Source organism: Pantoea sp. SGAir0418 (assembly GCF_043529865.1).
This window is the reverse complement of record NZ_CP027911.1, coordinates 2,635,720-2,662,411: the sequence shown is the minus strand read 5'-3', so window position 1 is coordinate 2,662,411 and position 26,692 is coordinate 2,635,720. Positions and strand designations below refer to the sequence as shown.

The window sequence follows — 26,692 nt, the reverse complement described above, 5'->3', positions numbered from 1 at the left end:
GCCAAAAAAAGATGAAAACCATTCTAAATCAGTGTTTTTGGCTCTGATTCCTTGACAGGGTAACGGTTATGGCTAAAGCAGTTATCGCAATTCACGGCGGCGCCGGCGCGATTACGCGTGCGGCAATGAGCGCCGAAAAAGAGCAGCACTATCGTCAGCAGCTGGCCGCGATTGTCAGCGCCGGCCAGCAGATTCTGGCCAGCGGCGGTAGTGCGCTGGATGCCGTGACCGAAGCGGTGCGGCTGCTGGAAGAGTGCCCGCTGTTCAATGCCGGCAGAGGTGCCGTGTTCACCCATCAGGGCACCCATGAACTGGATGCCAGCCTGATGGATGGCCGTACGCTGGATATCGGCGCCGTCGCTGGCGTCAGCCGTATCCGCAATCCGATTCTTGCCGCGCGTAAAGTGCTGGAAGCCAGTCCGCATGTGCTCTTTATTGGCAGCGGGGCGGAAGCCTTTGCCGCGCAACAGGGGCTGACGCCAGTCGAGCCTGATTTCTTCTCGACGCCAGAACGCTGGGAGCAGCTGCAGCGCGCGCTGGGCAGCGAACAAATGCTGCTGGATCATGATGGCGCGGCGCAGGGGAGCGATCCGCTGGACCCGGATCGCAAATTTGGCACCGTGGGCGCGGTGGCGCTCGATTTGCAGGGTAATCTGGCGGCCGCCACCTCCACCGGCGGCATGACCAACAAGCAGGCGGGCCGCGTCGGCGATTCACCGCTGGCGGGCGCCGGCTGCTATGCCAACAACGCCACCGTGGCGGTCTCCTGTACCGGTACCGGCGAAGTGTTTATTCGTACGCTGGCGGCTTACGATGTCTCAGCGCAGATGGAATATGGCGGTCGTTCGCTGCAACAGGCCACCGCCAGCGTGATTCATGACAAAGTGCAGGAGCTGGAGGGTAGCGGCGGGCTGATTGCCGTTGATGCCCACGGCAACGTGGCGCTGCCGTTTAACAGCGAAGGCATGTACCGCGGATTCGCTTATGTGGGCGGCGAAGTTGAGGTGGCGATTTACCGCGACAGCTAAGGAGCAGGCATGACGGATCTACAGCAGCAGTTTGCGCCGCAGCAGGTGCTGGCGGTACGCGATCTCTGCGTGCGCTTTGAGCATGAAGGGCGCGTGACGGACGCCGTGCGGCAGCTTTCACTCGATCTGCACCGCGGAGAAACGCTGGCGCTGGTGGGCGAATCGGGCTCGGGCAAATCGGTGACGTCGCTGGCGCTGATGCGTCTGATTGCACAGGCCGGCGGCGCGGTCAGCGGTGAAATCCTGCTGCGGCGGCGCAACGGCGAGGTGCTGGATGTGATGCGGGCGTCCGCCAGCCAGATGCGCCGGGTGCGCGGTGCGGACATGGCGATGATCTTTCAGGAGCCGATGACGTCGCTCAACCCGGTGTTCACCGTCGGTGAACAGATCGCCGAATCTATTCGTTTGCATCAGGGGAAAAGTCACCAGCAGGCGCAGGCCGAAGCGCGACGCATGCTGGATCTGGTGCGCATTCCGGAAGCGCACAATGTGCTGTCGCGCTATCCGCATCAGCTCTCTGGCGGTATGCGCCAGCGCGTGATGATCGCCATGGCGCTGTCGTGCAAGCCGGCGCTGCTGATTGCCGATGAGCCGACCACCGCGCTGGATGTCACCATCCAGGCGCAGATTCTGCAGCTGATTCGCGTGCTGCAAAAAGAGATGCAGATGGGCGTCATCTTTATTACGCATGATATGGGCGTGGTGGCGGAGATGGCCGATCGCGTGCAGGTGATGTATCGCGGCGATGTGGTTGAGCGCGCGCCGGTGCAGCAGCTGTTCGATGCGCCGCAGCAGCCGTATACCCGCGCGCTGCTGGCGGCCGTGCCAAAGCTCGGGGCGATGAGCGGCCAGCCGCTGCCGGCGAAGTTTCCGCTGCTGCATACCAACGGCCGCGAAGAGGCCAGCACGCCGCAGGATACCGTGCGTCACGATCGTCCGCCGATTTTACAGGTGCGCGATCTGGTTACGCGCTTTGATATTCGCGGCGGGCTGCTCAATCGGGTGAAGCGTCGCGTCCACGCGGTGGAAAAAGTCAGTTTCGATCTTTATGCAGGCGAAACCCTCGCGCTGGTGGGCGAGTCCGGCTGCGGCAAATCTACCACCGGACGCTCGCTGCTGCGGCTGGTCGCCAGCCAGGGCGGCAGCATCACCTTTGACGGCCAGCGCATTGATGCACTGCAGGGCAGGGCGCTGGCCACGCTGCGCCGAGATATTCAGTTTATCTTTCAGGATCCGTATGCGTCGCTCGATCCCCGCCTTACCGTCGGCTTTTCAATTATGGAGCCGCTGCTGGTGCACCGCAGCATGGGGCGCGCGCAGGCAGAGAAACGCGTCGCCTGGCTTCTGGAACGCGTCGGTCTGCTGCCCGAACACGCGCAGCGCTACCCGCACGAGTTTTCTGGCGGTCAGCGCCAGCGTATCTGCATCGCACGCGCGCTGGCGCTCAATCCTAAAGTGGTGATCGCCGACGAGTCCGTCTCCGCGCTGGATGTGTCGATTCAGGCGCAGATCATCAATCTGATGCTGGATTTACAGCGTGAATTTGGCATCGCCTTCCTGTTTATTTCGCACGACATGGCGGTGGTGGAGCGCATCAGCCATCGCGTTGCGGTGATGTATCTCGGGCAGATTGTGGAGATGGGACCGCGTCAGGCGGTATTCGAACAGCCGCGCCATCCTTATACCAAAAAACTGATGGCCGCGGTGCCGGTGGCCGATCCGGCGCATCGGCATCGCGAGCGGGCGCTGATGGTCGATGAGATCCCCAGCCCGATTCGCCCGCTGGGTGATGAGCCGGAAGTGGCACCGTTACTGGAAGTGGCGCCGGGCCATTTTGTCGCCCGCCATGCCATTAGCGGCGCCTGAGCAGCAACCAACCGCGCTCTCTGTGCAGGGCGCGCAAGACAGGGACTACAGGAGAACGATAACGATGCACCATATCATGCGAAAAGGGGTTATCACTGCCGGGTTGTTGAGTTCGGCGCTGGCGCTGCCCGCCTGGGCGGCCAAAGATGCGGTGATTGCCGTGGCGTCGACCTTCACCACGCTGGATCCGTACGACGCCAACGACACGCTGTCGCAGGCGGTGGCCAAGTCTTTCTATCAGGGCCTGTTCGGCTTCGATAAAGACATGAAGCTGGTCAACGTACTGGCCGAAAGCTATCAGGCCAGCAGCGATGGGCTGACTTACACCATCAAACTGCGTCCGGGCGTGAAATTCCAGGATGGCACGGATTTCAATGCCGAAGCGGTGAAGGTCAACCTCGACCGCGCCAGCAATCCGGACAACCATCTCAAGCGTTATAACCTGTTTAAATATATCGCCACTACCGAAGTGGTCGATCCGTCCACGGTGAAAATTACCCTGAAGCAGCCGTTCTCAGCGTTTATCAACAATCTGGCGCACCCGGCTGCGGTGATGATCTCACCAACCGCGCTGAAAAAATATGGCAAGGACATCGGTTTCCATCCGGTAGGCACCGGACCTTATACCTTTGACACCTGGAACCAGACCGACTTTGTCAAAGTGAAAAAGTGGTCGGGCTACTGGAAACCAGGCTATCCGAAACTCGACAGCATTACCTGGCGTCCGGTGGTGGATAACAACACCCGCGCGGCCATGCTGCAAACCGGTGAGGCCAGCTTTGCCTTCCCGGTGCCGTTAGAGCAGGCCAAACTGCTGCAGGGCAATAGCAAGCTGGATGTGGTGACCACACCATCGATCATGCAGCGTTACATTAGCCTCAACGTGACGCAAAAGCCGTTCGATAACCCGAAAGTGCGCGAAGCGCTGGAGTACGCCATCAATCGCCAGGCGCTGGCTAAAGTGGCCTTTGCCGGTTACGCCACGCCAGCCACCGGCATCGTGCCGCCGCGCATTGATTTTGCCCAGAGCTATCCGGCCATCAAATACGATCCGGCCAAAGCGCGCGAGTTGCTGAAGGAAGCGGGCTACCCGAATGGTTTTGAAACCACGCTGTGGTCATCGCATAACCACAGCACCGCGCAGAAAGTGCTGCAGTTTACCCAGCAGCAGCTGGCGCAGGTGGGTGTGAAGGTGAAAGTCACGGCGATGGATGCCGGCCAGCGCGCGGCGGAAGTGGAGAGTAAAGGGCAGAAAGAGAGCGGGGTGCGCATGTTCTACACCGGCTGGTCAGCCTCCACCGGCGAAGCCGACTGGGCGCTGACGCCGCTGTTCGCCACCAGTTCGTGGCCACCGGCGATCTTCAACACCGCGTTCTACAGCAACCCGCAGGTGGATAAAGACCTGGCGGATGCGCTGAAGACCACCGATCGCGACCAGAAAGCCAGACTGTATAAAGACGCGCAGGACCGCATCTGGAACGATCACCCGTGGATTCCGCTGGTGGTGGAGCAGCTGCTGTCTGCGAACAATAAAAACCTGACCGGTTTTTACGTCATGCCCGATACCTCATTCAATTTTGATGAGGCGGATCTGAAGTAACAGACGCGGCCAGCCTTACGGGGCTGGCCGATGCTGCGCGGGATTTCGCATGCTCAACTATTTTCTTAAACGCCTGCTCGGGCTGATTCCCACGCTGCTGATTGTCGCAGTGCTGGTGTTCCTGTTCGTGCATCTGCTGCCGGGCGACCCGGCGCGCCTGATTGCCGGACCGGAAGCGGATGCCTCAGTGGTGGCGCTGGTGCGTCAGGAGCTGGGACTCGATCAGCCGCTGATTCAGCAGTTCTGGCACTTTATCCTCAATGCCTTGCAGGGTGATTTTGGTCAGTCGATGGTGTCAAAGCGGCCGGTCTCTGCCGAAATTGCCGCGCGCTTTTTTCCTACTCTGTGGCTGACGCTGAGCAGCATGGTGTGGGCGGTGGTGTTTGGCATGGCGATCGGCATCGTTTCGGCGGTATGGCGCAATCGCTGGCCGGACCGCATCGGCATGACGCTGGCGGTTTCCGGCATCTCTTTTCCGGCGTTTGCGCTGGGCATGCTGCTGATGCAGGTCTTTTCGGTCGAGCTCGGCTGGCTGCCGACTGTGGGCGCCGACAGCTGGCAGCACTACATTCTGCCGTCAATTACGCTCGGTGCCGCCGTGGCCGCGGTGATGGCGCGCTTTACCCGCGCTTCGTTCGTTGAGGTGATGCAGGAAGATTATATGCGCACCGCGCGTGCCAAAGGGGTGCGCGAATCGCTGGTGGTGGTCAAACACGGGCTGCGCAATGCCATGATTCCGGTGGTCACCATGATGGGGCTGCAGTTCGGCTTTCTGCTCGGCGGCTCGATTGTGGTGGAAGTGGTGTTTAACTGGCCCGGACTGGGCCGTCTGCTGGTGGATTCGGTGGAGATGCGCGATTACCCGGTGATTCAGGCCGAGGTGCTGCTGTTCTCGCTGGAGTTCATTCTGATTAACCTGATCGTCGATATGCTTTACGCGGCGATCAACCCGGCTATTCGCTACAGGTAAGGAGTCGCAATTGAAGAACTGGCGACGCGAGGCGGCACTGAAATCCCTGCCGCTGATGACGGAAAACCGGGTTCGCACGCCGTGGCGTGAATTCTGGCGGCGCTTTCGCCGTCAGCATGTGGCGCTGCTGGCGGGCGCATTTGTACTGCTGCTGATTGTGGTGGCGTTTATCGCCCCGTGGATCGCCCCGTTTGATGCGGAAAACTATTTTGACTACGACCGGCTCAACGAAGGTCCGTCGTGGATGCATCTGTTTGGCGTCGATTCCCTTGGACGCGATATCTTCAGTCGGGTGCTGGTCGGCACGCGCATTTCGCTGATCGCTGGCTTCTTCTCGGTGGCGATTGGCACGGTGATCGGCACCGTGCTGGGGCTGCTGGCGGGCTATTACGAAGGCTGGTGGGATCGCATCACCATGCGCATCTGCGATGTGTTGTTTGCGTTTCCCGGCATCCTGCTGGCGATCGCGGTGGTGGCGATCATGGGCAGCGGCATGAGCAATGTGATTGTGGCGGTGGCGATTTTCAGTATTCCGGCATTTGCCCGTCTGGTGCGTGGCAATACGCTGGTGCTGAAACATCAGACCTATATCGAGTCGGCGCGCAGTATTGGTGCCTCCGACTGGACCATTATCATGCGTCACATTTTGCCCGGTACGGTATCGTCGATTGTGGTCTATTTCACCATGCGTATCGGTACCTCGATCATCACCGCCGCCAGCCTGTCCTTTCTCGGCCTGGGCGCGCAGCCACCGACGCCGGAGTGGGGCGCGATGCTCAACGAAGCGCGCGCCGATATGGTGATTGCGCCGCACGTGGCGATCTTCCCCAGCCTGGCGATTTTTCTCACCGTGCTGGCGTTCAATTTGCTGGGTGACGGCCTGCGCGATGCGCTGGACCCGAAACTGAAGAGCTGAGGGTGAACACCGCATTGCAGTTGTAGCGGCGCGATTCATCGCGCAATAAATTGCGCCGCTACGATAACTGCAATGCCTGGCGCATGACCCTTATTCAGGTCATTGATTTTATTAACACTTCAGCGCATCAAAACGTTTCCCAGTTGTCGTTACCGTGGCTCACCGCCGCGGGCAGGGCGCGGGTCGGGGCGGGCAGCACCGGTTTCACCACCCGCTCGGTTACCGCAGCGGCCGGGCGTGCGCCGGTGTTGAAACGCGCCACCGCCGATGACAATCGGCTGGCCTGCTGCTCCAGCGACGCCGAGGCGCTGGCCGATTCCTGCACCAGCGTGGCGTTCTGCTGCGTCACGCGATCCATCTCATTCACCGCCTGGCCAATCTGGTCGATACCGCGGCTCTGCTCATCAGAGGCAGAGGCAATCTCGCCCATGATATCGGTGACGCGCGTCACCGCGCTGACAATCTCCTGCATGGTATCGCCAGCGCTGCTGACCTGCTGCGAACCGAGGTCCACGCGCTGCACGGAGTTTTCAATTAGCAGTTTGATCTCTTTCGCCGCCTGCGCGCTGCGCTGGGCCAGATTGCGCACTTCGCCCGCCACCACCGCAAAGCCGCGCCCCTGCTCACCGGCACGCGCCGCTTCTACCGCGGCGTTGAGCGCCAGAATGTTGGTCTGGAAAGCGATACCGTCAATAACGCTGGTAATGTCGGCGATTTTCTTCGAGCTGTCCGCAATGTCGCGCATGGTTTTCACCACGCCTTCCACCACGTTACCGCCTTTATCGGCGGTGTCCGACGCGGTTTTCGCCAGCTGCGTAGCCTGACGCGCGTTGTCAGCATTCTGCTTCACGGTTGCGGTCAGTTGTTCCATACTGGCGGCGGTCTCTTCCAGTGAGGCAGCCTGCTGTTCGGTCCGCGCTGAGAGATCGTTATTACCGTTGGCGATGGCGCTGGCACTGCCAAATATGGCATCCGCGCTGTCGCGCACGTTATTAATGGTACCAAGCAGCGCCTGCTGCATATGATTCAGGCTGGCGGCAATGGCCGCCATTTCACTGCGGCCTGCCACCTGCAGGCTGGCTGACAAATCGCCTTCGGCAAAGCGCTCGATCTGCTGCTGCACCTGCTGCATCGGTGCCAGCAGCACGCGGCGTACCAGCGTCCATACCGCCGCCACCATCAGCACCACCACCAGCGCGATGACGGCAATCATGATCAGCACCTGCTGATAGTTGCTGTCATTTTGCAGGCTGCGCTGATTGATCAGCTGCATGTTTTCATCGCGCCACTGCTGATAAGCCTGTTCCAGTTCATCCTGCGCCTGCTGCGCATCGAGATTGCCGTAGGCCGCGTAGTTATTGGCTTTCAGAAACACGGCGGACTGCTGCAGCAGCGCGGCAAACGCTTTGAATTTATTGTCGATCAGATCGGCGGTCGACGCACTCTGGCCGTCGATGCGCGGATAGCTTCTATACTGATTGAAGTGCTGCTGCGCCGCTTCCAGCGAGGCACCGGCTGCCAGCAGCAGCTTGTTGATCGCCGCCAGCGACTGCTCGTCGGTCTGATTTTTCAGAATACGGATCGCCACGCGGTTGATGGTGACGCGGGTTTTCACCAGCGTTTGACAGCCGTCGCCCAGCTCGCGCTGCTGATGAGACAACTGATTGCTGGCGGTGAAATTATGTTGTCCCGCGCGCAGCGAGGAGAAAAAGAGCGAGCCGGATATGGCCTGCATGGCTGTGAATACCACCAGAATAACCACAATGGCGGTCACAATTTTCATCTTGTTGAACATGTGAGCATCTCTTAGCAAATGAGCCGGTAGTTATGTTATCGGTGGAAAAAAGCATCACTAAAGTGCGGCAGCGAAATAATTCACCGCAGTAATGGTTACGGACAGGAGGCCAGGGGATGAAACCCTTCAATTACCAGCAGGATTTTAAACAGCTCGACTTCCGTCAGCATCCGGAGCTGTATCAGGTCGGGCGCGGCGAGCAGGGGGTGCTGATGGTGGAACCTTATAAGAGCGAAATTCTGCCGCACTGGCGCTTTCGCACCGTCGAGCTGGCGCAGCAGTCATCAGAAAAAATCATGCAGCTGTTCGAGGCGTATCGCGCGCAGGATGATTTTGTCGGTATGGATATGGCGCGCAAATTTATTCAGATGGGTTACACCCGCGCGCGCCGCTACAGCAATCATCAGGGCGGACGGAAATACGGTGCCGACGGCAAAGAGCTGCCGCGGACGGTAGAAAAAGAAAAGGCCGCTGCGGCGGCCGTGTTCAAAGCGTGCTGGGACCGGCTGCGCGCCGATAACGATTATCTGGCGCGCAAAAAAGCGCACCAGCAAAAGTACGGTTAAACGCGCGAGCCCCACAGGTCGTATTCGTCGGCGTGTTCGACTTTGACCCGCACCACCTCGCCGACCTTCACCTGGCGATCGCCATTCAGGTACACCGCACCGTCGATTTCCGGGGCGTCGGCCATGCTGCGGCCGACCGCGCCTTCTTCATCCACTTCATCGATGATCACCAGAATCTCGCGACCGATTTTCTCCTGCAGACGCTCTGCGGAGATCTGCTGCTGCAGCTGCATGAAGCGGTCAAAACGCGCCTGCTTGACGTCGTCCGGGACCTGATCCGGCAGCTGGTTAGCCGTGGCGCCTTCAACCGGGCTGTACTGGAAGCAGCCAACGCGATCGAGGCGTGCTTCACGCAGGAAGTCGAGCAGCATCTGGAAATCTTCTTCGGTTTCGCCCGGGAAACCCACGATGAAGGTGGAACGCAGCGTCAGCTCCGGACAGATTTCACGCCAGCGTTTGATGCGCTCCAGCGTGCGCTCAACCGCGCCCGGACGCTTCATCAGCTTCAGGATACGCGGACTGGCGTGCTGCAGTGGAATATCGAGGTAAGGCAGGATTTTGCCTTCGGCCATCAGCGGGATCACATCATCCACGTGCGGATACGGATAAACGTAGTGCAGACGCACCCAGACGCCGAGTTTCGCCAGCTGCTCACACAGGCTGACCATGCTGGTTTTCACCGGCGAACCGTTCCAGAAACCGGTGCGGTGTTTAACATCGACGCCATACGCGGAGGTGTCCTGCGAGATCACCAGCAGCTCTTTTACGCCCGCTTCAACCAGACGTTTAGCTTCATCGAGTACTGCGCCAATCGGACGGCTGTCCAGATCGCCACGCATTGACGGGATGATGCAGAAAGTGCAGCGATGGTTACAGCCTTCGGAAATTTTCAGGTAAGCGTAGTGGCGCGGCGTCAGCTTCACGCCCTGTTCCGGCACCAGGCTGAGGAACGGGTTGTGCTCGGGTTTTGGCACGTAAGTGTGCACGTGCGACAGCACCTGCTCGTAGCTGTGCGGGCCGGTGATCTCCAGCACTTTCGGATGCACTTCGCGGATCTGATCCACTTTGGCGCCGAGGCAGCCAGTGACGATCACTTTGCCATTCTCGTTCAGCGCTTCACCAATCGCTTCCAGTGATTCCTGTACGGCACTGTCAATAAATCCACAGGTGTTAACGATGACGATCTCCGCATCATCGTAGCGTGGCACCACGTCGTAGCCTTCTGTCCGCAGCTCCGTCAGGATGCGTTCAGAGTCAACGAGGTTTTTTGGGCAGCCGAGAGAGACGAAGCCTACACGCGGCGGATTTTTGACATGGCTCATAAGGATAAAAATTCATCATAATTAAGGTGGACAGGAGCGCGATTGTACAGAGGTTGACGGGGAAAATGTATAGGGAAGCGCTGTCGAAATCAGAGAAAAAGGCCACGCAAACGGTGGCCGGGGGAATTACAGCAATAATTGTTCCGGACGGCAGCTGTAGAGTCGGGCTAAGCGCTCGCGCGTTTTTTTCTGTGGTTTACTCTCTTTGCGTTCCAGTTGGGAAATTGCGCTTTGCGTGGTCCCTAATTGTTCGGCAACATACTGCTGCGAGAGGTTACGGTAAACACGCCAGGCCGCCTGCAAACTGATATCCTGGCTGAGCATAATGCCAACCACGTCATGCGGCACGGTTTCATCATCATGTTCATCCGCTTCAATCGCGAGGGTTGTCCAGTTGCTTTCCGCATCTGAAAGCAGCTTTTCATACTCCGCGACAGGCAAAACCACGAATTGCGGTTCGCCTGCTTCATCATAAATATACTGTTTTGACATACGTTATCCGGGTAGCGTCAGGTCGCGGCCAATGTCATCAGGTGCATAGCTGCGGGGTTTCCCCCGCAGAGTATCAGTAAGTATGAGAGGTTCTGCGTGCAACTTCTACAATCTCAAGAACGACAGGCTCTCCCTCTATCAACGCAAAGATAACCCGATAATCGCCCACTCGCAGACGGTAACGATTATCACTCTGCTGCAGCTTCCTGATGTCCAGTGCGACGGCCGGAAAGGCGATCAGCTGGGATGTCTTTTCAAAGATGCTTTTTTGATAGCGTTTGTCGATCTTCATCAGGTGTTTCAGGGCACGTTTAGACCAGGAGACTTCAACCACAATGCACCTCTTTTCACCTGCCATCCCTGCAAGGGATAATTAGAAAATAAAGAGTAAATCTAATATTGTCAATCTAATAATCTTATATATAAGGGCAGGGCGGTCACCTGGCGCAACATTTTGTTTGGTGTACGCTTAGTGAGCATGGCGGACATCCGGGTTGTGCAAGCGGGTCGATTTTGCTTAAATATTGGGTTGGTAATTGTAAGTTATTATCGACATTACAGAATTTTAAAGCGCGCCAGCGGTGAGTTTTTCTCTGCCGGGGCTGAAGTGGATAATGTGAGAGCAGACAAATGCAAGAGATCGTCAAAGGTTTTCTGAATTTTCAACAGAATGTGTTTCCTGAAAGGAAGGATCTTTTCAAGAGTCTGGCGTCCAACCAGAATCCTAAAGCTTTATTCATCTCCTGTTCGGATAGCCGTCTGGTGCCAGAGCTGGTGACACAGTCGGAGCCGGGCCAGCTGTTTGTGATCCGTAACGCCGGTAACATCGTCCCGCCGTTTGGTCCGGAGCCGGGTGGCGTGTCAGCAACCATCGAGTATGCGGTGGTCGCGCTGGGCGTAACCGAAATTATTATTTGTGGTCACTCCAACTGCGGTGCGATGAACGCGATTGCGTCCAACGCCGATCTCGAGAGCATGCCGGCGGTTGATCACTGGCTGCACTACGCCAATGCGGCAAAAGCGGTGGTGGAAGAGCGCAACTACGAATCGGTTGAGAAACGCCTCAACGAAATGGTGAAAGAGAACGTGATTGCCCAGCTCAACAATATCAAAACGCATCCTTCCGTTTCGGTCGCGCTGCGTAAAGGCAAGCTGCGCCTGCACGGCTGGGTTTATGATATTGAAAGCGGCGGCATTATTGCCCTGACCAAAGGCGGTGAATCCTTCATTTCACTGTCGGAAAACCCGGAAACCTGCTTCGAATAATCCTGCCTGCTACAAGCCCGGCCACTGCGCCGGGCTTAATGTTTTGTAAATCCTGCACATCCTTTCTTACTGGCTGACTACCCTTAACGGCAGACTGTGAAAAGGAGAATCCCATGCGTTTATGGCGTGTTGCGCTGCTGGCTGGCGCGCTCAGCGGTTCCTTTACCGCGCTGGCGGCTGATGTGCAGGTGCAGGTGTTACAGGACAAGCTCGATCATCCGTGGTCGGTGGCGTTTCTGCCCGACCAGCAAACCCTGCTGATTACCGAACGTTCCGGACAGCTGCGCAGCTGGCAGCCGGGCCGGGGGCTATCGCAGCCGATTAGCGGCGTACCCAACGTGTGGGCCAACCGCCAGGGCGGTCTGCTGGATGTGGTGCTGGCGCCGGACTTCGCGCAAAGCCGTCGGGTGTGGCTAAGTTATACCACCGCCGATGACACCGGCCGCGCGGGCGGCGTAGTGGGTTACGGCACGCTCAGCGCAGATCTCCGTCAGCTGCAGGATTTTAAGGTGGTGCTGGAGCAAACGCCGAAACTCTCCGGCGGTGCCAACATCGGCACGCGGCTGGCGTTTGATCGCCAGGGCTATCTGTACATCGCGTTCGGCGATAACTTTGCCAGCCGTAGCGCGCAGCAGCTGGACAAACTGTCGGGCAAAATTGTCCGCCTGACGCAGGACGGCAAGGTGCCGGCGGATAATCCGTTTAACCATCGTCAGGGCGCACGCGCGGAGATCTGGTCTTACGGCGTACGCAACCCGCAGGGGCTGGCGCTCAATCCATGGACGCAGCAGATGTGGGAGAGTGAACACGGCCCGCGCGGCGGCGATGAGGTGAACCTGGCGGCGAAGGGCAAAAATTATGGCTGGCCGCTGGCGACATACGGCATTGATTACAGCGGGCAGAAAGTGCCGGAAGCGCAGGGCAGCGCCGTTGCCGGCACTGAGCAACCGCTGTTTTACTGGCAGCAATCGCCGGCCATCAGCGGCATGGCGTTTTACAATAGCGCGCGCTTTCCCCAGTGGAAAAACTCGCTGTTTATCGGTGCGCTGAAAGATAAAAGTCTGATCCGTCTGCGCATTAACGGCGAGAAGGTCGAAGAGGCGCAGCGGCTGCTGGGTGACCGTGGCGAACGCATCCGCGATGTTCGTCAGGGGCCGGATGGTTATCTGTATGTGCTGACCGATGAGGCCAATGGCAAGCTGCTGAAAGTCGGGCTGGCGGAGGCCGCCAGCGCCGCGCGCGGTTAATCAGCGTACCCAGTTACACACCTGCCAGCCGCGCTGCTGCGCTTCCTGCTGCAGCAGCGCGTCCGGGTTAATCACCCATGCATGATCGGCATGCGACAGCAGCGGCAGATCGTTCATCGAATCGCTGTACGCCCAGGTGTGCTCAAAGCGCCGATCCTGCTGCAGCGCTCGCCAGTCGCTGAGTCGTGAAACTTTGCCTTCTCGGTAAGTGGCGGTGCCGTAAATCTCACCGCTGTAGCGTTCATCGACCACTTCCACGCCAATCGCCAGCGCACCGTGTACGCCCAGCCGTTCCGCAATCGGCACGGCGAGGTGATCGCCGCTGGCGGTAATAATCATTACCGTGTCGCCACGCTGCTGATGCCACTGAATGCGTTCGCGCGCGGCGGGAAAGACGCGCGGCAGGATATCGCGATGAATAAAGCGCCGCACCCAGCCTGCGACGGTGAGCGTCGCCATGCCGGTGAGCGGTGAGAGCGTAGTGCGCATGTACTCTTCAATCGACAGGCTGCCGGCGTGGTATTGCGCCATCAGCGCCTGCTCCTGACGAATGATCTCTTCCGGTGCAAACCCCTGCGAAACCAGCCAGCGCAGCCAGAGGCTGGTGCTGTCTTCACAAATCAGGGTTTCATCCAGATCGAAAACGGCTAAGTCCATCATGATTCTCCTCGGGCTGACTGGCATCAGGTTAGCGGAATTTTGTGACTGGCTTAACTGTTCTGCGAAAATTCGGAATTTCTCGCAATTTTTCCTCTGCCCTGACGCCCGCGCACTGGCAGCGCAGCGGCCTTGATGCCAGGGTTACTCTAACAAACTCTAAAAAACTTTACGGTTTGGCGGTTTTTTTCACCGGCGTGAACCGTTAGCGTTTGGTAAGACATGTCTTACCTGCACAAATCCGTGATTTTACAAGGACAATTGGGTCACGCTCATGAGAAAAACATCCCTGACTTCATTCTGGCGGCCACTGGCGACCAGTTCATTATTGTTGCTTTTCGTCCCTGTCACCACTCAGGCCGAGCAGGCACCGGCGGCACCGCAGATTGAGGCAAAGGCCTGGATTCTGATGGACTACAGCAGCGGCAAAGTGCTGGCAGAGTCCAATGCCGACCAGCGTCTTGATCCCGCCAGTCTGACCAAAATGATGACCAGCTACGTGGTGGGTCAGGCGCTGAAATCCGGCAAAATTACTAACAACGATATGGTCACTATCGGCCAGGACGCGTGGGCCACCGGCAATCCGAAACTGCGCGGATCGTCGCTGATGTTTCTTAAACCGGGCGACCGCATCCCGGTTTCGGAACTGAATAAGGGCGTGGTGATTCAGTCGGGGAATGATGCCTGTATCGCGCTGGCGGACTATGTCGCCGGCAGTCAGGATGCCTTTATTGGCCTGATGAACAATTACGTTAAAGCCTTTGGCCTGCAAAACACCCACTTCATGACGGTGCACGGTCTGGACGCCGAAGGCCAGTACAGCACCGCTCGTGATATGGCGATTATCGGCCAGCGCCTGATTGGTGATGTGCCGGAAGAGTATGCGCTGAACAGCGAAAAAGAATTTACCTTTAATAATATCAAACAGATGAACCGCAACCGCCTGCTGTGGAGCAGCAACCTCAAGGTTGACGGCATCAAAACCGGGCATACCTCGGGGGCGGGCAATAATCTGGTTGCTTCAGCAGTCGACGGCGATATGCGCCTGATTTCGGTGGTACTGGGCGCGCAGACCGATGCAATTCGCTTTCGCGAGAGTGAGAAGCTGCTGACGTGGGGCTTCCGTTTCTATGAAACCGTTACGCCGATTAAAGCGGATAAACCGTTTGCCCAGCAGCGCGTGTGGTTTGGCGAAAACAGCCAGGTCAACCTCGGCGTGGCGAAGGATGCGGCGATCACTATCCCGAAAGGGCAGATGAAAAATCTCAAAGCCAGCTTTACCCTCAACGCACCGCAGCTGGAAGCGCCGCTGAAAAAGAATCAGGTAGTGGGCACTATCGATTTCCAGCTGGATGGCAAAACCATTGAGCAGCGTCCGCTGGTGGCGATGGAGGATGTACCGGAAGCCGGCTTTATTGGCCGTATCTGGGATTTCATTATGATGAAATTCAACGGCTGGTTCGGTAAGTGGTTCAGTTAATCTCAGGGCGGCGGGTCAGCCCGTGGCTAACCCGCCTGCCGGCGCAGTTTATCCGCGCACCCAGCCTTTTTTAATCGGCATCGCGAACAGGGCGCGGTAGAGTTGATGCGTCAGCGCCAGCATGCGCTGACCGTACAGCTGCCACGCCAGATGCGAAGCCAGACAGCCAAGCAACCCCACCAGAAAACCGCCCAGCATATCCAGCGGCCAGTGCACGCCGAGATACACGCGTGACCAGGCAATAGCGCTGCCAATCGCCAGCAAAACCACCCCGGACCACAGACGGTGCCAGAAAATAAACGCCAGCGCGAAGGTAAAAATCGTGGTGCCGTGATCGCTGGGATAGGAGTCATCAGCAGCGTGTGACAGGAACTGGTGACCGAAGCCAATGGCGAACGGGCGCGGGTGTGGCAGTAGCTGGCCCACGCACCAGGAGATGCTCAGCGCATAAATCAGCGCCATGCCGGTTTTCAGCACCAGCGCGCGCTGCGACTGCAGCTGATCGCGCGGTCCCCACAGCCACAGGGCGACAATCAGCAACGGCACAATCGCAATCACATCTTTGGCGATAAAGGTCGCCAGGCTGAGCAGCCACGCGGGTGAATCCGGCGTGGCGTTAATCCATAAAAAGAGGGTGTGGTTAAGAGCTTCCATCACGTTTCCTCGTCCTCGTCTTGTTTACCCAAAAAGAAATTGCGGCAAAAATCAGCAGCTGGCTGAGCCACACCCACCAGCCCGCCCACAAATTGTGGGAGAAAAAGTGCGCACCACGCATCACCTGGCCATAGCCCATCAGCAGGCCACAGGCGATACCCACTGCCAGCGCCAGCAGCGCGCGGCGTGGACGCTCCGGCCACCACAAAAAAAACAGCGCCATCAGCGCAAAGCCGCTGGAAGCATGGCCGCCCGGAAAGCACTGGCCCGGGCCACTGTTGGCCGGTACCGCCGCCAGCAGCGGAAAGCTCACGGCATTGCCGCCGAACAGCGCCAGATCCCACGGACAGGAGTGCGCGCTGTGCGCCTTCAGCATGCCCACCACCAGCGGCCCCATGCCAAACAGCAGGGCCACCAGCACACGTCGGGCGTCGCGCTGTTGCAGGCCGCGCAGTAACAGCAGCACCGCGCCAGCGATAATCACATCCTTCATCAGCCGATGGTTAATCAGATCCAGCCAGCGGTTGTGCTGCCACGGAAAACGCCGGGTGAGCGGATCAAACCAGCGCTGGCTGATGGCGATGTCGAGGCTTTCGTGGCGCGACCACCACAGAAACGCCAGCGCCAGAATTGCCAGCAAAATAAGGTTGATAGCGTAGAAGCGCGCGGACAGAGAATAAATAGCCGCGCTCCGAATCTCACTGCGGGTTGTTGGAGTGTTTAACTTTGATGAAAGTTGCATGAATATTTGCAAATAGCGAAGCCAGAGTCACAGGGTGGCAAATCACGCTTAGGGAAACCTTAAGGGCGCGCGCGGCAGGCATAAAAAAACCCGCTAGCAGAAGGCTAACGGGCTCCTCAATTTGGGGATTTCAAAGAAAAGCAGTGGCACTTATTCAGACTGCATCGCGTCCGATTAGTTCTGACGCGTGTAAAAATATTTTTAAACAGGCAAAAGCGGCCAGATGATGACGATCAGCGTCCCCGCCAGCGTCAGCAAGACGTTGGCAATGGCGTAGGTGCCGGCATAGCCGAGCGCCGGAATGCTGCTGCGCGCGGTATCGCTGATAATCTCCATGGCCGGTGCGCAGGTGCGCGCGCCCATGATGGCACCAAACAGCAGCGCGCGGTTCATGCGCAGCACATAAGCGCCGAACAGATAGCAAATCACCACCGGTAACAGACTCACCAGCAGGCCGCTCAGCAGCATCAGCGCGCCTGCACTGCCGAGACCGTGCTGCAGCCCGCTGCCGGCGCTCAGGCCAACCCCGGCCATAAACACCATCAGGCCAAACTCTTTCACCATGGTCAGTGCGCCCTGCGGGATGTAGCCGAACGTCGGGTGGTTGGCGCGCAGGAAGCCGAGCATGATGCCGGCAAACAGCAGTCCGGCGGCGTTGCCCAGGCCAAAGCTGAAGTTGCTGAACTGGAAAGTGATCATGCCGATCATCAGGCCGATAATAAAGAAGGCGCAGAACGCCAGCAGATCGGTCATCTGGCTGTGAATAGCAATGAAGCCGATGCGATCGGCCAGGCTTTTCACCCGGCGCGCTTCGCCGCTCACCTGCAGCACATCGCCTTTGTTGAGCATAATGCTGTCGTCGATCGGCATCTCAATCTGGCTGCGGATCACCCGGTTGAGGAAGCAGCCGTGATCGGTCAGTTTTAAATGGCTCAGGCGTTTATTCACCGCGTTGTGGTTTTTCACCACGATCTCTTCGGTGACAATGCGCATGTCGAGCAGATCGCGATCGAACACCTCTTTACCATTACGGAAACTGGCGTCGAGACGCGCATGAGCATCCGGATAGCCCACCAGGGAAATCTCGTCGCCGAGCTGCAGCACGGCATCACCGTCCGGGCTGGCGAGAATGCCGTTACGCCGCAGGCGCTCAATGTAGCAGCCGGTCTGACGGTGAATCCCCAGCTCGCGCAGGTTTTTGCCGCCGCTCCACTCAACCAGCTCCGGACCAACGCGATAAGCGCGAATCACCGGCAGGAACACTTTACGCTGGCTGTCGGCATCCAGACCGCGCTCGCGCGCGATTTGCTGGGCGCAGGTCGGCAAATCCTGATGCTGCAGGCGCGGCAGGTAGCGTGCGCCGAAAATCAGGCTGACCAGCCCAATCAGATAGGTGAGGGCGTAACCCAGGCTGAGGTTATCCTGCATGCGCCCCAGCAGCTGCGTGTCGCTGATGCTTTGCCGCAGCGTATCGCCTGCGCCCACCAGCACCGGCGTTGAGGTCATCGAGCCGGCCAGCATGCCGGCGGTGAGGCCGATATCCCAGCCAAACAGTTTGCCGAGCGTCAGCGCAATCAGCAGGGCGCTGACCACCATGACGATCGCCAGAAAGAAATAGTTCTTACCGTCGCGGAAAAAGATGGAGAAAAAGTTGGGACCGGCTTCCACCCCGACACAAAAAATAAACAGCATAAAGCCCAGACTTAAGGCGTCAGTATTAATCGCGAAGTGTTGCTGACCCAGAATCAGCGAAACCACCAGCACACCAATAGAATTACCGAGTTGTACGGAGCCAAGGCGTAATTTACCCAGGCACAGGCCGAGGGCTAATACGACAAATAATAACAGAACGTCATTTCCGCTTAACAATTCTGCGACGTTAATGTTCACGGTTTAACTTCTTATTTACCTGTAACGGGTTGATGGGAGGGGATTTTTTCGCTATCTTGTGATGGCAGCGCACGGCCCGGTCACCGAATGTTCTTAATCTGTGACCCACATAAAGCGGCGCCATTCTAATCATAATTAACACCCTCAGCTATCAGCAGTTTTCATTCCTTCTGCCTTCAGCTGTTTCTTTTTATTTCCACGTAAGCGCATCAGGGCAGTTAAAAGTTTCAATATTGTTAACGTCAAAGTTGAGGAGAGGTATGTTGCAGCGCAATAATCGCTGGCCAGCATCGGTTCTGGGCGTGATGCTTTATACGCTGGTGTTTATTTTTGCACATCATTTTTGGTCCGCCGCCGCGACGCAGGCGGTGCGTGGGCAGCCGGAACTGCTGCTGTTTCTGCTGCCGGGCATCGTGATGGCGCTGCTGCAGCCGGACAGTCCGCTGATCGGCACACTATGGATCGCGCTGGGCGGGACGCTGCTGGGCATGATGTGGGTGTGGCTGGTGATGCCGATGACGCACAGCTTGCTGCTGGTGACGGCGTGGAGCCTGAGTGCTCTATTCTGGGCGGGGTGCGGTGCGCTGCTGGTGCGCCTGTTACGCATTATGCTGGCGATGCGGACCAGCTGAGTGAAGCGAAGACGGGCCCGCAGGCCCGTCAGGTCAGGCTTCGATGCCGAGGTTTTCTTTGGTCCACGCAGCAAATTCGGTGTAACCACCGATGTGCTGGTCGTCGAGAAAGATCTGCGGCACGGTAGAAACCGGTTTGCCGGCACGCGCTTCCAGATCGGCTTTGGTGATGCCGGTCGCCTGGATATCGACGTACTGATAATTAAAATCGTCGCGCTCGCTGGTTAACTTCGTGGCTAACTCTTTTGCTCGTACGCAGTAAGGGCAGCTGGAACGGCCAAAAATCACTGCAATCATTGCTTCTCTCCTTCCGCTGCTGTTTTGTGACTTGTCTCACATCACAGCGTGAATAATGCGTCACATCATGCCCGCCCATCCTGCTTAAGAAAAGCAGAAATTGCCTGTTACTCTAATGCGCGCTGTCTATACCCGGACACAATGCCGTACTACAGTATTCGGGTATCACCTGCAGCAGAAACAGATGAACACTGAGGAGCCCTGAACCATGCGTAATCTGGCGACATTGCCCAAACCCGTGCTACTGCTGGAAGCGCTGGGCGTGCTGGCAGTGATTGGCGCGCTGCTGCTGGTCAACGACTGGCTGGCGGCACCGGCATTCATGGCGAAAAAACCGCTGGCAACGCTGCTGTTTTTCCTCGGCATTGCGCTGATGTTGCCGGCAGCGTGGCTGATGATGTGGCGCACCGCAAAGGCGATGGCACCGCAGTTGTTCAATCACACCGACAAAAAGAAGTAACCGGAGAGGATTATGACGCCGACTATTGATTTGCTTTGCAGCCACCGTTCCATTCGCGCCTTTACTGAGCAGGGGATTGATGACGCCCAGCGCAGCGCGATTATCGCTGCGGCGCAGGCGGCCTCGACCTCCAGTTTTTTACAGTGTTCCTCCATTGTCCGTATCACCGACCGCGCCCTGCGCGAGCAGCTGGTGCAGCTCACCGGCGGCCAGCCGTGGGTCAGCGCCGCAGCGGAGTTTTGGGTATTCTGCGCCGACTTCAACCGCCACCAGCAAATCTGCCCTGAGGCCCAGCTGGGCCGTGCCGAACAGCTGCTGCTGGGTTGTGTCGATACCGCGCTGATGGCGCAGAACGCCATGGTGGCTGCGGAATCGCTCGGTTTAGGCGGCGTGTTTATTGGCGGCATTCGCAACAGCATCGCGCAGGTGACGGAGCTGCTGGGGCTGCCGAAGTTTGTGCTGCCGCTGTTTGGTTTCTGCATCGGCCATCCCGACGCGTCACCGGACGTCAAGCCGCGCATGCCACAGGCGATACTGGTGCACGAAAACCGCTACCAGCCGCTGGATAAAGCAGTGCTGGCGCAATATGACCAGCAGATCACCGCTTACTATCAGCAGCGCGACAGCAATCAGCGCTCGGAAAACTGGAGCGAACTGATTCAGCGTTTGATCATTAAAGAAACGCGACCGTTTATGCTGGACTACCTGCATCAGCAGGGCTGGGCAACGCGCTAAGTACAGGGACCGCTGCAATGAAGATGGCCATTCTCACCCGTGACGGCGCGCTCTACTCCTGTAAACGCCTGCGTGAAGCCGCGGAAGCGCGTGGCCATCAGGTGCAGATGATCGATCCGCTCTCCTGCTACATGAATATCAACTCCGACTCGCCGGCGGTGCACTATCGCGGTGAGGCGCTCGGCCATTTCGACGCGGTGATCCCGCGCATCGGCACCGCCACCACCTTTTACGGTACGGCGGTGCTGCGTCAGTTCGAGATGCTCGGCAGCTATCCGCTCAACGAGTCAGTGGCCATTACCCGTGCACGCGACAAGCTGCGCTCGCTGCAGTTGCTGGCGCGCGAGGGCATCGACATGCCGGTTACCGGCTTTGCCTCGTCGCCGGATGACACGCAGGATGTGATCGCCATGGTCGGCGGCGCGCCGCTGGTGGTGAAACTGGTGGAGGGGACGCAGGGGATCGGCGTGGTGCTGGCGGAAACCCGCCAGGCGGCAGAGAGCGTGATCGATGCGTTTCGCGGTCTCAATGCGCATATTCTGGTGCAGGAGTTCATCAAAGAGGCGCGCGGGCGCGACATCCGCTGCCTGGTGATTGGCGACGAAGTGGTGGCGGCGATTGAGCGGGAAGCGAAAGAGGGCGATTTCCGCTCTAATTTGCACCGCGGCGGCAGCGCCCGCGCCGTCACCATTACCGATCAGGAGCGCGAGATCGCGGTCAAAGCGGCCACGACGCTGGGATTAGCCGTGGCGGGCGTGGATATTCTGCGCGCCAACCGGGGGCCGCTGGTGATGGAGGTCAATGCCTCTCCAGGGCTGGAGGGCATTGAAGGCAGCACCGGTTTAGACATTGCCGCCATGATGATCCGCTGGATAGAGCAGCACGCCTGTCCCGGTTATCGTCCGAAAACCGGGGGCTGAACCGCGCTTTTGCGCGGTTTTCGTGGCATCTGCGACTGATTTTCCGTAAGCTAAGGCGCTTATTTATTCACCCCACAGGATACAACGATGGATTCACTGGTCGTTCCTGACATCGACATGCTGCGTCGCTGGCTGGATCAACAAAATATCACCTGGTTCGAATGCGACGCCTGTCAGGCTTTGCATCTGCCGCATATGCAGAATTTTGACGGGGTGTTTGACGCGAAAATCGACCTGGTGGATAACGTTATCCTCTTCTCGGCGCTGGCAGAAGTAAAGCCCACCGCGCTGATCCCGCTGGTTGGTGAACTGTCGCAAATCAATGCCAGTTCGCTCACGGTGAAAGCCTTTATCGATATACAGGATGACAACCTGCCGAAGCTGATTGTCTGCCAGTCAATCAGCGTAAGCGCCGGCATCACCTTTGGTCAGTTCACCCACTTCATGAAGCAGAGCGAAGAGGGGATTTCGATGGTGATCATGGAAGCGTTCGCCAATCATCTGCTGATGATGGGCGAAGACGAGGAGCGTCCGCCGAGTGTCAGCAGCCACAGCATGCTGCACTGATTTTTCCCCTCCTGCTAACTGCCGCTTTTTGCGGCAGTTTTCATTTCAGGCCCACCACTTTTTATTCTGCATTTTGCCCTTTATTGCCAGATATTAGTCGTGCTTTATGCCGCTAGTGCCAGAGTGCATAGCAGAAACATGCATAACTTATCGCAAAAAGGCGTTTTTTAAGCTGGGATCTGGCACGCAGGAATCAGGGGGGCTATTCTTGCGGGGCTGTCTGATACGTGCAACTACGGCGCAGCTATAGGTTTTTGCTATTAAACTCCCGCTGAATATTGATTCATTGTGTGGCTGTAATTTAACAGACAACGCAACGACCGGATCGCGTGTATGCAGCGTTGTGATGACCCGCTCAGGAGGAAGAAAAACATGATCAACCAGTCAAAAAAATGGTTGCCAGGTGTGGTTGCAGGTGTGCTGATGGCTGCGGCCGTGGGCGCTCAGGCAGAGGATAAAACGCTGCACGTTTATAACTGGTCCGATTATATTTCGGCCGACACCGTGCCCAATTTTGAAAAGCAGACCGGCATCAAAGTGGTCTACGACGTGTTTGACTCCAACGAAGTGCTGGAAGGCAAACTGATGGCCGGCAGCACCGGCTATGACGTGGTGGTACCGTCGTCGAGCTTCCTCGCGCGTCAGCTGCAGTCTGGTGTGTTCCAGGAGCTGGATAAGAGCAAGCTGCCTAACTATAAAAACCTCGATCCCGATCTGATGGCGAAAGTGGCCCAGCACGATCCGGGTAACAAATACGCCATTCCTTACCTGTGGGGCACCACCGGTATTGGCTATAACATCGATAAAGTCAAAGCGGCACTGGGCGCCGATGCGCCGGTGAACAGCTGGGATCTGGTGCTGAAGCCGGAGAACCTGGAAAAACTGAAGAGCTGCGGCGTTTCGTTCCTCGATGCGCCAGAAGAGATTTTTGCCACCGTGCTGAACTACCTCGGCAAAGATCCAAACAGCTCTGACGCGAAAGATTACACCGGCGCGGCGACCGATCTGCTGCTGAAGCTGCGGCCGAATATCCGCTACTTCCACTCTTCGCAGTACATCAATGACCTCGCCAACGGCAACATCTGCGTCGCCATCGGCTGGTCTGGCGATATTCTGCAGGCGAAAGATCGCGCGGTGAAAGCCAACAACGGTGTCCATCTCGGTTACAGCGTACCGAAAGAGGGCGCGCTGGCGTTCTTCGACATGATGGCCATTCCAAAAGACGCGAAAAACCTGGATGCGGCTTATCAGTGGCTGAACTACATCATGGATCCGAAAGTGATCGCCGACGTCTCCAACAAGATGAACTACGCCAACGGTAACAAAGCGTCGCTGCCGCTGATCAATGCGGATGTGCGCAACAATCCGGGTATCTTCCCGACGCCGGAAGCGATGGCCAAACTGTTTGTGCTCAAGGTCCAGGATCCGAAACTGGATCGTGCGCGTACCCGTGCATGGACTAAAGTAAAAAGTGGTAAGTAATTCGTTCTGAACGGATTCCCTTATCGGTAAACGACAACAGAGGCGCGGTGCTGGCCTCTGTTGTGTCATTTAGCGGCTGGCTGTGCCGCGCTATCCCGCTTAGCGCCGGAGACATGTGAGTGAACGACGCGATTCCCCGCCCCCAAAATAAAACGGCTAAGGCGTTAACGCCGCTGCTGGAAATCCGCAACCTGACGAAATCGTTTGACGGCCAGCACGCCGTGGATGATGTCAGCCTGACCATTTACAAAGGCGAAATTTTCGCACTGCTGGGCGCTTCCGGCTGTGGCAAGTCCACGCTGCTGCGGATGCTGGCCGGCTTTGAAATTCCCAGCAGCGGCCAGATTGTGCTGGATGGTCAGGATCTGTCCCATGTGCCGCCGTATCAGCGGCCCATTAATATGATGTTCCAGTCGTACGCGCTGTTTCCGCACATGACGGTGGAACAGAACATCGCTTTTGGCCTGAAGCAGGACAAACTGCCGAAAGGCGAAATCAGCAGCCGCGTGGCAGAGATGCTGGCGCTGGTGCATATGGAAGAGTACGCCAAACGTAAGCCGCACCAGCTTTCTGGCGGCCAGCGTCAGCGCGTGGCGCTGGCGCGGAGTCTGGCGAAACGTCCCAAGCTGCTGCTGCTCGACGAACCGATGGGCGCGCTGGATAAAAAACTGCGCGACCGCATGCAGCACGAAGTGGTGGATATTCTGGAGCGCGTAGGCGCTACCTGCGTGATGGTGACCCACGATCAGGAAGAAGCCATGACCATGGCGGGCCGCATCGCCATCATGAACCGCGGTAAATTTGTGCAGATCGGCGAGCCGGAAGAGATTTACGAGCACCCGACCAGCCGCTACAGCGCCGAATTCATTGGCTCGGTGAATGTGTTTGATGGCCTGTTGCGCGAACGCCGCGACGAGGGCGTGGTGATCGACAGTCCGGGACTGATGCATCCGCTCAAGGTGCAGACTGATGTGTCGATTGTGGACAACGTGCCGGTGCACGTGGCGCTGCGGCCGGAAAAAGTCATGCTGTGCGACGAGGTGCCGGCCGACGGCTGCAACTTTGCCGTCGGCGAAGTGGTGCACATCGCCTATCTCGGCGATCTGTCGATTTACCACGTACGGCTGCGCAGCGGCCAGATGATCAGCGCCCAGCTGCAGAATGCGCATCGCTACCGGAAAGGCGCGCCCACCTGGGGCGATGAAGTGCGCCTGTGCTGGGATGCCGACAGCTGTGTGGTCCTGACGGTTTAAGGAGGCGCTATGAGCCAGATTTCTCAACGCAGCGAGCCGGAGGTAGCGGGCACACCGCTGCAGCGCTGGGGCACGCGCATGAAAATGCAGCACGGTCGCAAGCTGGTGATCGCGCTGCCTTATCTGTGGCTAATCCTGCTGTTTATGCTGCCGTTCCTCATCGTGCTGAAGATCAGTTTCGCCGATATTGCGCGCGCCATTCCGCCGTACACCGATTTGGTGACCTGGGCGGACGACCAGCTCAACCTGGTGCTCAATCTGGGCAACTACCTGACGCTGACGGACGATCCGCTGTACGCCGAAGCTTATCTCACCTCGCTGAAGGTGGCGGCGATCTCAACGGTGATCTGTCTGCTGATCGGTTATCCGCTGGCGTGGGCGGTGGCGCACAGCAAGCCCTCCATGCGCACCATCCTGCTGCTGCTGGTGATCCTGCCGTCGTGGACCTCGTTCCTGGTACGCGTCTATGCGTGGATGGGACTGCTGAACAACAACGGGATCCTCAACCGCTTCCTGATGTGGCTTGGCGTGATCGACCATCCGCTGATCATCCTGTACACCAACACGGCAGTGTATATCGGTATCGTTTACTGCTACCTGCCGTTTATGGTGCTGCCGATCTACACCGCGCTGACGCGCATTGATTATTCGCTGGTGGAAGCGTCGCTCGACCTCGGCGCGCGGCCGCTGAAAACCTTCTTCAGCGTCATCGTGCCGCTGACCAAAGGCGGCATTATTGCTGGCTCAATGCTGGTATTTATCCCGGCGGTGGGCGAGTACGTGATCCCGGAACTGCTCGGCGGACCGGACAGCATCATGATTGGGCGCATTTTGTGGCAGGAGTTCTTCAACAACCGCGACTGGCCGGTGGCCTCGGCGCTGGCGGTGATCATCCTGCTGATCCTGATTCTGCCTATCGTCTGGTTCCACAAACATCAAAACCGTGAAATGGGGGAGAAGGGATGAATCAGCTACCGGTAATCCGCTCTCCGTGGCGCACCGCGATTCTGGCGCTGTGCTTCCTGTTCCTGTACGCGCCGATGCTGCTGCTGGTGGTTTACTCCTTCAACAGCTCGCAGCTGGTGACGGTATGGGAGAGCTTCTCGTTTCACTGGTATCGCGTGCTGTTCCAGGATGATGCGATGCTGGATGCGGTTGGCCTGAGCCTGACCATCGCGGCGCTGTCGGCCACCATGGCAGTGGTGCTCGGCACCATGGCGGCGGTGATTATCGTGCGCTTCGGGCGTTTTCGCGGCCACAGCGGCTTTGCTTTCATGCTCACCGCGCCGCTGGTGATGCCCGACGTGATCACCGGTTTGTCACTGCTGCTGCTGTTCGTGGCGATGGGTAACACCTTTGGCTGGCCGGGCGATCGCGGCATGCTGACCATCTGGCTGGCGCACGTCACGTTCTGTACCGCCTACGTGGCGGTGGTGATCAACTCGCGGCTGCGCGAGCTGGATCGCTCAATTGAAGAAGCGGCGATGGACCTCGGCGCCACGCCGCTGAAGGTGTTCTTCGTGATTACCGTGCCGATGATTGCCCCGGCAATCATTACCGGCTGGCTGCTGGCGTTTACTCTGTCGCTGGACGACCTGGTGATCGCCAGCTTCGTCACCGGGCCGGGCGCTACCACGCTGCCGATGGCGATCTTTGCCACGGTGCGGCGCGGCGTCAATCCGGAGATCAACGCGCTGGCCTCACTGATTCTGTTTGTGGTCGGGCTGGTCGGCTTTATCGCCTGGCGCTTTATGGCGCACGAAGAAAAACAGCGATTGCGCGATATTCAGAAAGCAAAACGTGGCTGAGTGACGCAACATTTGCCAATATAAGCAAGGCTGACTCTGTCAGCCTT

At 58.0% G+C, this 26,692-nt stretch carries 27 protein-coding genes; 18 read left to right on the top strand and 9 right to left on the bottom strand.

The features are described from left to right. The first annotated feature begins 68 nt into the window (after positions 1–68). The 5 genes from C1N84_RS12385 to gsiD all read left to right on the top strand — a co-directional run bounded on the left by C1N84_RS12385 (position 69) and on the right by gsiD (position 6,380). On the top strand, positions 69–1,028 hold the full coding sequence (locus C1N84_RS12385) for an isoaspartyl peptidase/L-asparaginase family protein (RefSeq protein ID WP_058769516.1): 960 nt from the start codon (positions 69–71) through the stop codon (positions 1,026–1,028). Positions 1,029–1,037: 9 nt separating this feature from the next. Next, the gene (gene gsiA / locus C1N84_RS12380; protein ID WP_104092748.1) at positions 1,038–2,894 is read left to right on the top strand and encodes a glutathione ABC transporter ATP-binding protein GsiA; all 1,857 of its coding nucleotides are present in this window, start codon (positions 1,038–1,040) and stop codon (positions 2,892–2,894) included. Positions 2,895–2,958: 64 nt separating this feature from the next. Beyond that, on the top strand, positions 2,959–4,494 hold the full coding sequence (gene gsiB, locus C1N84_RS12375) for a glutathione ABC transporter substrate-binding protein GsiB (protein ID WP_058757797.1): 1,536 nt from the start codon (positions 2,959–2,961) through the stop codon (positions 4,492–4,494). Positions 4,495–4,543: 49 nt separating this feature from the next. After that, the gene (gene gsiC, locus C1N84_RS12370) at positions 4,544–5,464 is read left to right on the top strand and encodes a glutathione ABC transporter permease GsiC (RefSeq protein ID WP_021508400.1); all 921 of its coding nucleotides are present in this window, start codon (positions 4,544–4,546) and stop codon (positions 5,462–5,464) included. 10 nt (positions 5,465–5,474) lie between these two features. Beyond that, positions 5,475–6,380, top strand: a complete 906-nt coding sequence (gene gsiD / locus C1N84_RS12365) for a glutathione ABC transporter permease GsiD (protein ID WP_058757796.1) — start codon at positions 5,475–5,477, stop codon at positions 6,378–6,380. Between the two features lie 127 nt (positions 6,381–6,507). On the opposite strand, the gene C1N84_RS12360 is transcribed toward gsiD, so the two are convergent. Next, positions 6,508–8,175: a methyl-accepting chemotaxis protein gene (locus C1N84_RS12360; RefSeq protein ID WP_264441477.1), complete on the bottom strand. Its 1,668-nt coding sequence runs from the start codon at positions 8,173–8,175 to the stop codon at positions 6,508–6,510. A gap of 116 nt (positions 8,176–8,291) precedes the next feature. Here C1N84_RS12360 and C1N84_RS12355 point away from each other — a divergent pair, with 116 nt between their 5' ends. Then, on the top strand, positions 8,292–8,741 hold the full coding sequence (locus C1N84_RS12355; protein ID WP_021508397.1) for a DUF4385 domain-containing protein: 450 nt from the start codon (positions 8,292–8,294) through the stop codon (positions 8,739–8,741). Here C1N84_RS12355 and rimO read toward each other — a convergent pair. The 3 genes from rimO to C1N84_RS12340 all read right to left on the bottom strand — a co-directional run bounded on the left by rimO (position 8,738) and on the right by C1N84_RS12340 (position 10,889). Next, the gene (gene rimO, locus C1N84_RS12350; protein WP_104187018.1) at positions 8,738–10,063 is read right to left on the bottom strand and encodes a 30S ribosomal protein S12 methylthiotransferase RimO; all 1,326 of its coding nucleotides are present in this window, start codon (positions 10,061–10,063) and stop codon (positions 8,738–8,740) included. The genes C1N84_RS12355 and rimO overlap by 4 nt on opposite strands. A gap of 126 nt (positions 10,064–10,189) precedes the next feature. Further along, the gene (locus C1N84_RS12345) at positions 10,190–10,555 is read right to left on the bottom strand and encodes a helix-turn-helix domain-containing protein (RefSeq protein ID WP_021508395.1); all 366 of its coding nucleotides are present in this window, start codon (positions 10,553–10,555) and stop codon (positions 10,190–10,192) included. 73 nt (positions 10,556–10,628) lie between these two features. Continuing rightward, positions 10,629–10,889: a type II toxin-antitoxin system RelE family toxin gene (locus C1N84_RS12340; RefSeq protein WP_031279864.1), complete on the bottom strand. Its 261-nt coding sequence runs from the start codon at positions 10,887–10,889 to the stop codon at positions 10,629–10,631. A gap of 296 nt (positions 10,890–11,185) precedes the next feature. On the opposite strand from C1N84_RS12340, the gene C1N84_RS12335 reads away from it, so the two are divergent. Further along, positions 11,186–11,821: a carbonic anhydrase gene (locus C1N84_RS12335; RefSeq protein WP_021508393.1), complete on the top strand. Its 636-nt coding sequence runs from the start codon at positions 11,186–11,188 to the stop codon at positions 11,819–11,821. Between the two features lie 113 nt (positions 11,822–11,934). Then, positions 11,935–13,068 carry a PQQ-dependent sugar dehydrogenase gene (locus C1N84_RS12330; RefSeq protein ID WP_264441476.1) on the top strand — a complete coding sequence of 378 codons (1,134 nt, stop codon included), beginning with the start codon at positions 11,935–11,937 and terminating at the stop codon, positions 13,066–13,068. On the opposite strand, the gene C1N84_RS12325 is transcribed toward C1N84_RS12330, so the two are convergent. Continuing rightward, entirely contained in the window at positions 13,069–13,725 is a 657-nt protein-coding gene (locus C1N84_RS12325) for an HAD family hydrolase (RefSeq protein WP_264443726.1), read from the bottom strand. Between the two features lie 274 nt (positions 13,726–13,999). Between C1N84_RS12325 and C1N84_RS12320 the strand changes: the two genes are divergently transcribed. Then, entirely contained in the window at positions 14,000–15,205 is a 1,206-nt protein-coding gene (locus tag C1N84_RS12320) for a serine hydrolase (RefSeq protein ID WP_264441475.1), read from the top strand. A 48-nt stretch (positions 15,206–15,253) separates the two neighbouring features. Here C1N84_RS12320 and ybjG read toward each other — a convergent pair whose 3' ends face one another. From ybjG to C1N84_RS12305, 3 genes are all read right to left on the bottom strand, one after another. Continuing rightward, complete coding sequence (gene ybjG / locus C1N84_RS12315; RefSeq protein WP_021508389.1) at positions 15,254–15,859, bottom strand: undecaprenyl-diphosphate phosphatase; 606 nt, start codon at positions 15,857–15,859, stop codon at positions 15,254–15,256. Next, complete coding sequence (locus tag C1N84_RS12310; RefSeq protein WP_211726436.1) at positions 15,846–16,601, bottom strand: phosphatase PAP2 family protein; 756 nt, start codon at positions 16,599–16,601, stop codon at positions 15,846–15,848. The genes ybjG and C1N84_RS12310 overlap by 14 nt, the downstream gene beginning before the upstream one ends. 201 nt (positions 16,602–16,802) lie before the next feature. After that, entirely contained in the window at positions 16,803–18,491 is a 1,689-nt protein-coding gene (locus C1N84_RS12305; RefSeq protein ID WP_021508387.1) for an aspartate:alanine antiporter, read from the bottom strand. A gap of 260 nt (positions 18,492–18,751) precedes the next feature. Between C1N84_RS12305 and ybjM the strand changes: the two genes are divergently transcribed. Further along, the gene (gene ybjM / locus C1N84_RS12300; RefSeq protein ID WP_021508386.1) at positions 18,752–19,123 is read left to right on the top strand and encodes an inner membrane protein YbjM; all 372 of its coding nucleotides are present in this window, start codon (positions 18,752–18,754) and stop codon (positions 19,121–19,123) included. A 33-nt stretch (positions 19,124–19,156) separates the two neighbouring features. On the opposite strand, the gene C1N84_RS12295 is transcribed toward ybjM, so the two are convergent. Then, positions 19,157–19,420, bottom strand: coding sequence for a GrxA family glutaredoxin (locus C1N84_RS12295; RefSeq protein ID WP_010618314.1), 264 nt, complete (start codon positions 19,418–19,420; stop codon positions 19,157–19,159). Between the two features lie 208 nt (positions 19,421–19,628). On the opposite strand from C1N84_RS12295, the gene C1N84_RS12290 reads away from it, so the two are divergent. The 8 genes from C1N84_RS12290 to potI all read left to right on the top strand — a co-directional run bounded on the left by C1N84_RS12290 (position 19,629) and on the right by potI (position 26,645). Continuing rightward, entirely contained in the window at positions 19,629–19,880 is a 252-nt protein-coding gene (locus C1N84_RS12290; protein WP_059008991.1) for a DUF1418 family protein, read from the top strand. 12 nt (positions 19,881–19,892) lie between these two features. Continuing rightward, a complete protein-coding gene (gene nfsA / locus C1N84_RS12285) occupies positions 19,893–20,615 on the top strand; it encodes an oxygen-insensitive NADPH nitroreductase (RefSeq protein WP_264441474.1) in 723 nt (240 codons plus the stop codon). 17 nt (positions 20,616–20,632) lie between these two features. Further along, complete coding sequence (gene rimK, locus C1N84_RS12280) at positions 20,633–21,535, top strand: 30S ribosomal protein S6--L-glutamate ligase (RefSeq protein WP_021508383.1); 903 nt, start codon at positions 20,633–20,635, stop codon at positions 21,533–21,535. A gap of 87 nt (positions 21,536–21,622) precedes the next feature. Continuing rightward, the gene (locus tag C1N84_RS12275) at positions 21,623–22,102 is read left to right on the top strand and encodes a type III secretion system chaperone family protein (protein ID WP_021508382.1); all 480 of its coding nucleotides are present in this window, start codon (positions 21,623–21,625) and stop codon (positions 22,100–22,102) included. Positions 22,103–22,474: 372 nt separating this feature from the next. Continuing rightward, positions 22,475–23,584 carry a spermidine/putrescine ABC transporter substrate-binding protein PotF gene (potF, locus tag C1N84_RS12270; RefSeq protein ID WP_021508381.1) on the top strand — a complete coding sequence of 370 codons (1,110 nt, stop codon included), beginning with the start codon at positions 22,475–22,477 and terminating at the stop codon, positions 23,582–23,584. A 119-nt stretch (positions 23,585–23,703) separates the two neighbouring features. Continuing rightward, positions 23,704–24,837: a putrescine ABC transporter ATP-binding subunit PotG gene (potG, locus tag C1N84_RS12265; RefSeq protein ID WP_021508380.1), complete on the top strand. Its 1,134-nt coding sequence runs from the start codon at positions 23,704–23,706 to the stop codon at positions 24,835–24,837. A gap of 9 nt (positions 24,838–24,846) precedes the next feature. Then, on the top strand, positions 24,847–25,803 hold the full coding sequence (potH, locus tag C1N84_RS12260) for a putrescine ABC transporter permease PotH (RefSeq protein ID WP_021508379.1): 957 nt from the start codon (positions 24,847–24,849) through the stop codon (positions 25,801–25,803). Continuing rightward, complete coding sequence (gene potI, locus C1N84_RS12255) at positions 25,800–26,645, top strand: putrescine ABC transporter permease PotI (protein ID WP_058757786.1); 846 nt, start codon at positions 25,800–25,802, stop codon at positions 26,643–26,645. The genes potH and potI overlap by 4 nt, the downstream gene beginning before the upstream one ends. Positions 26,646–26,692: the final 47 nt, after the last annotated feature.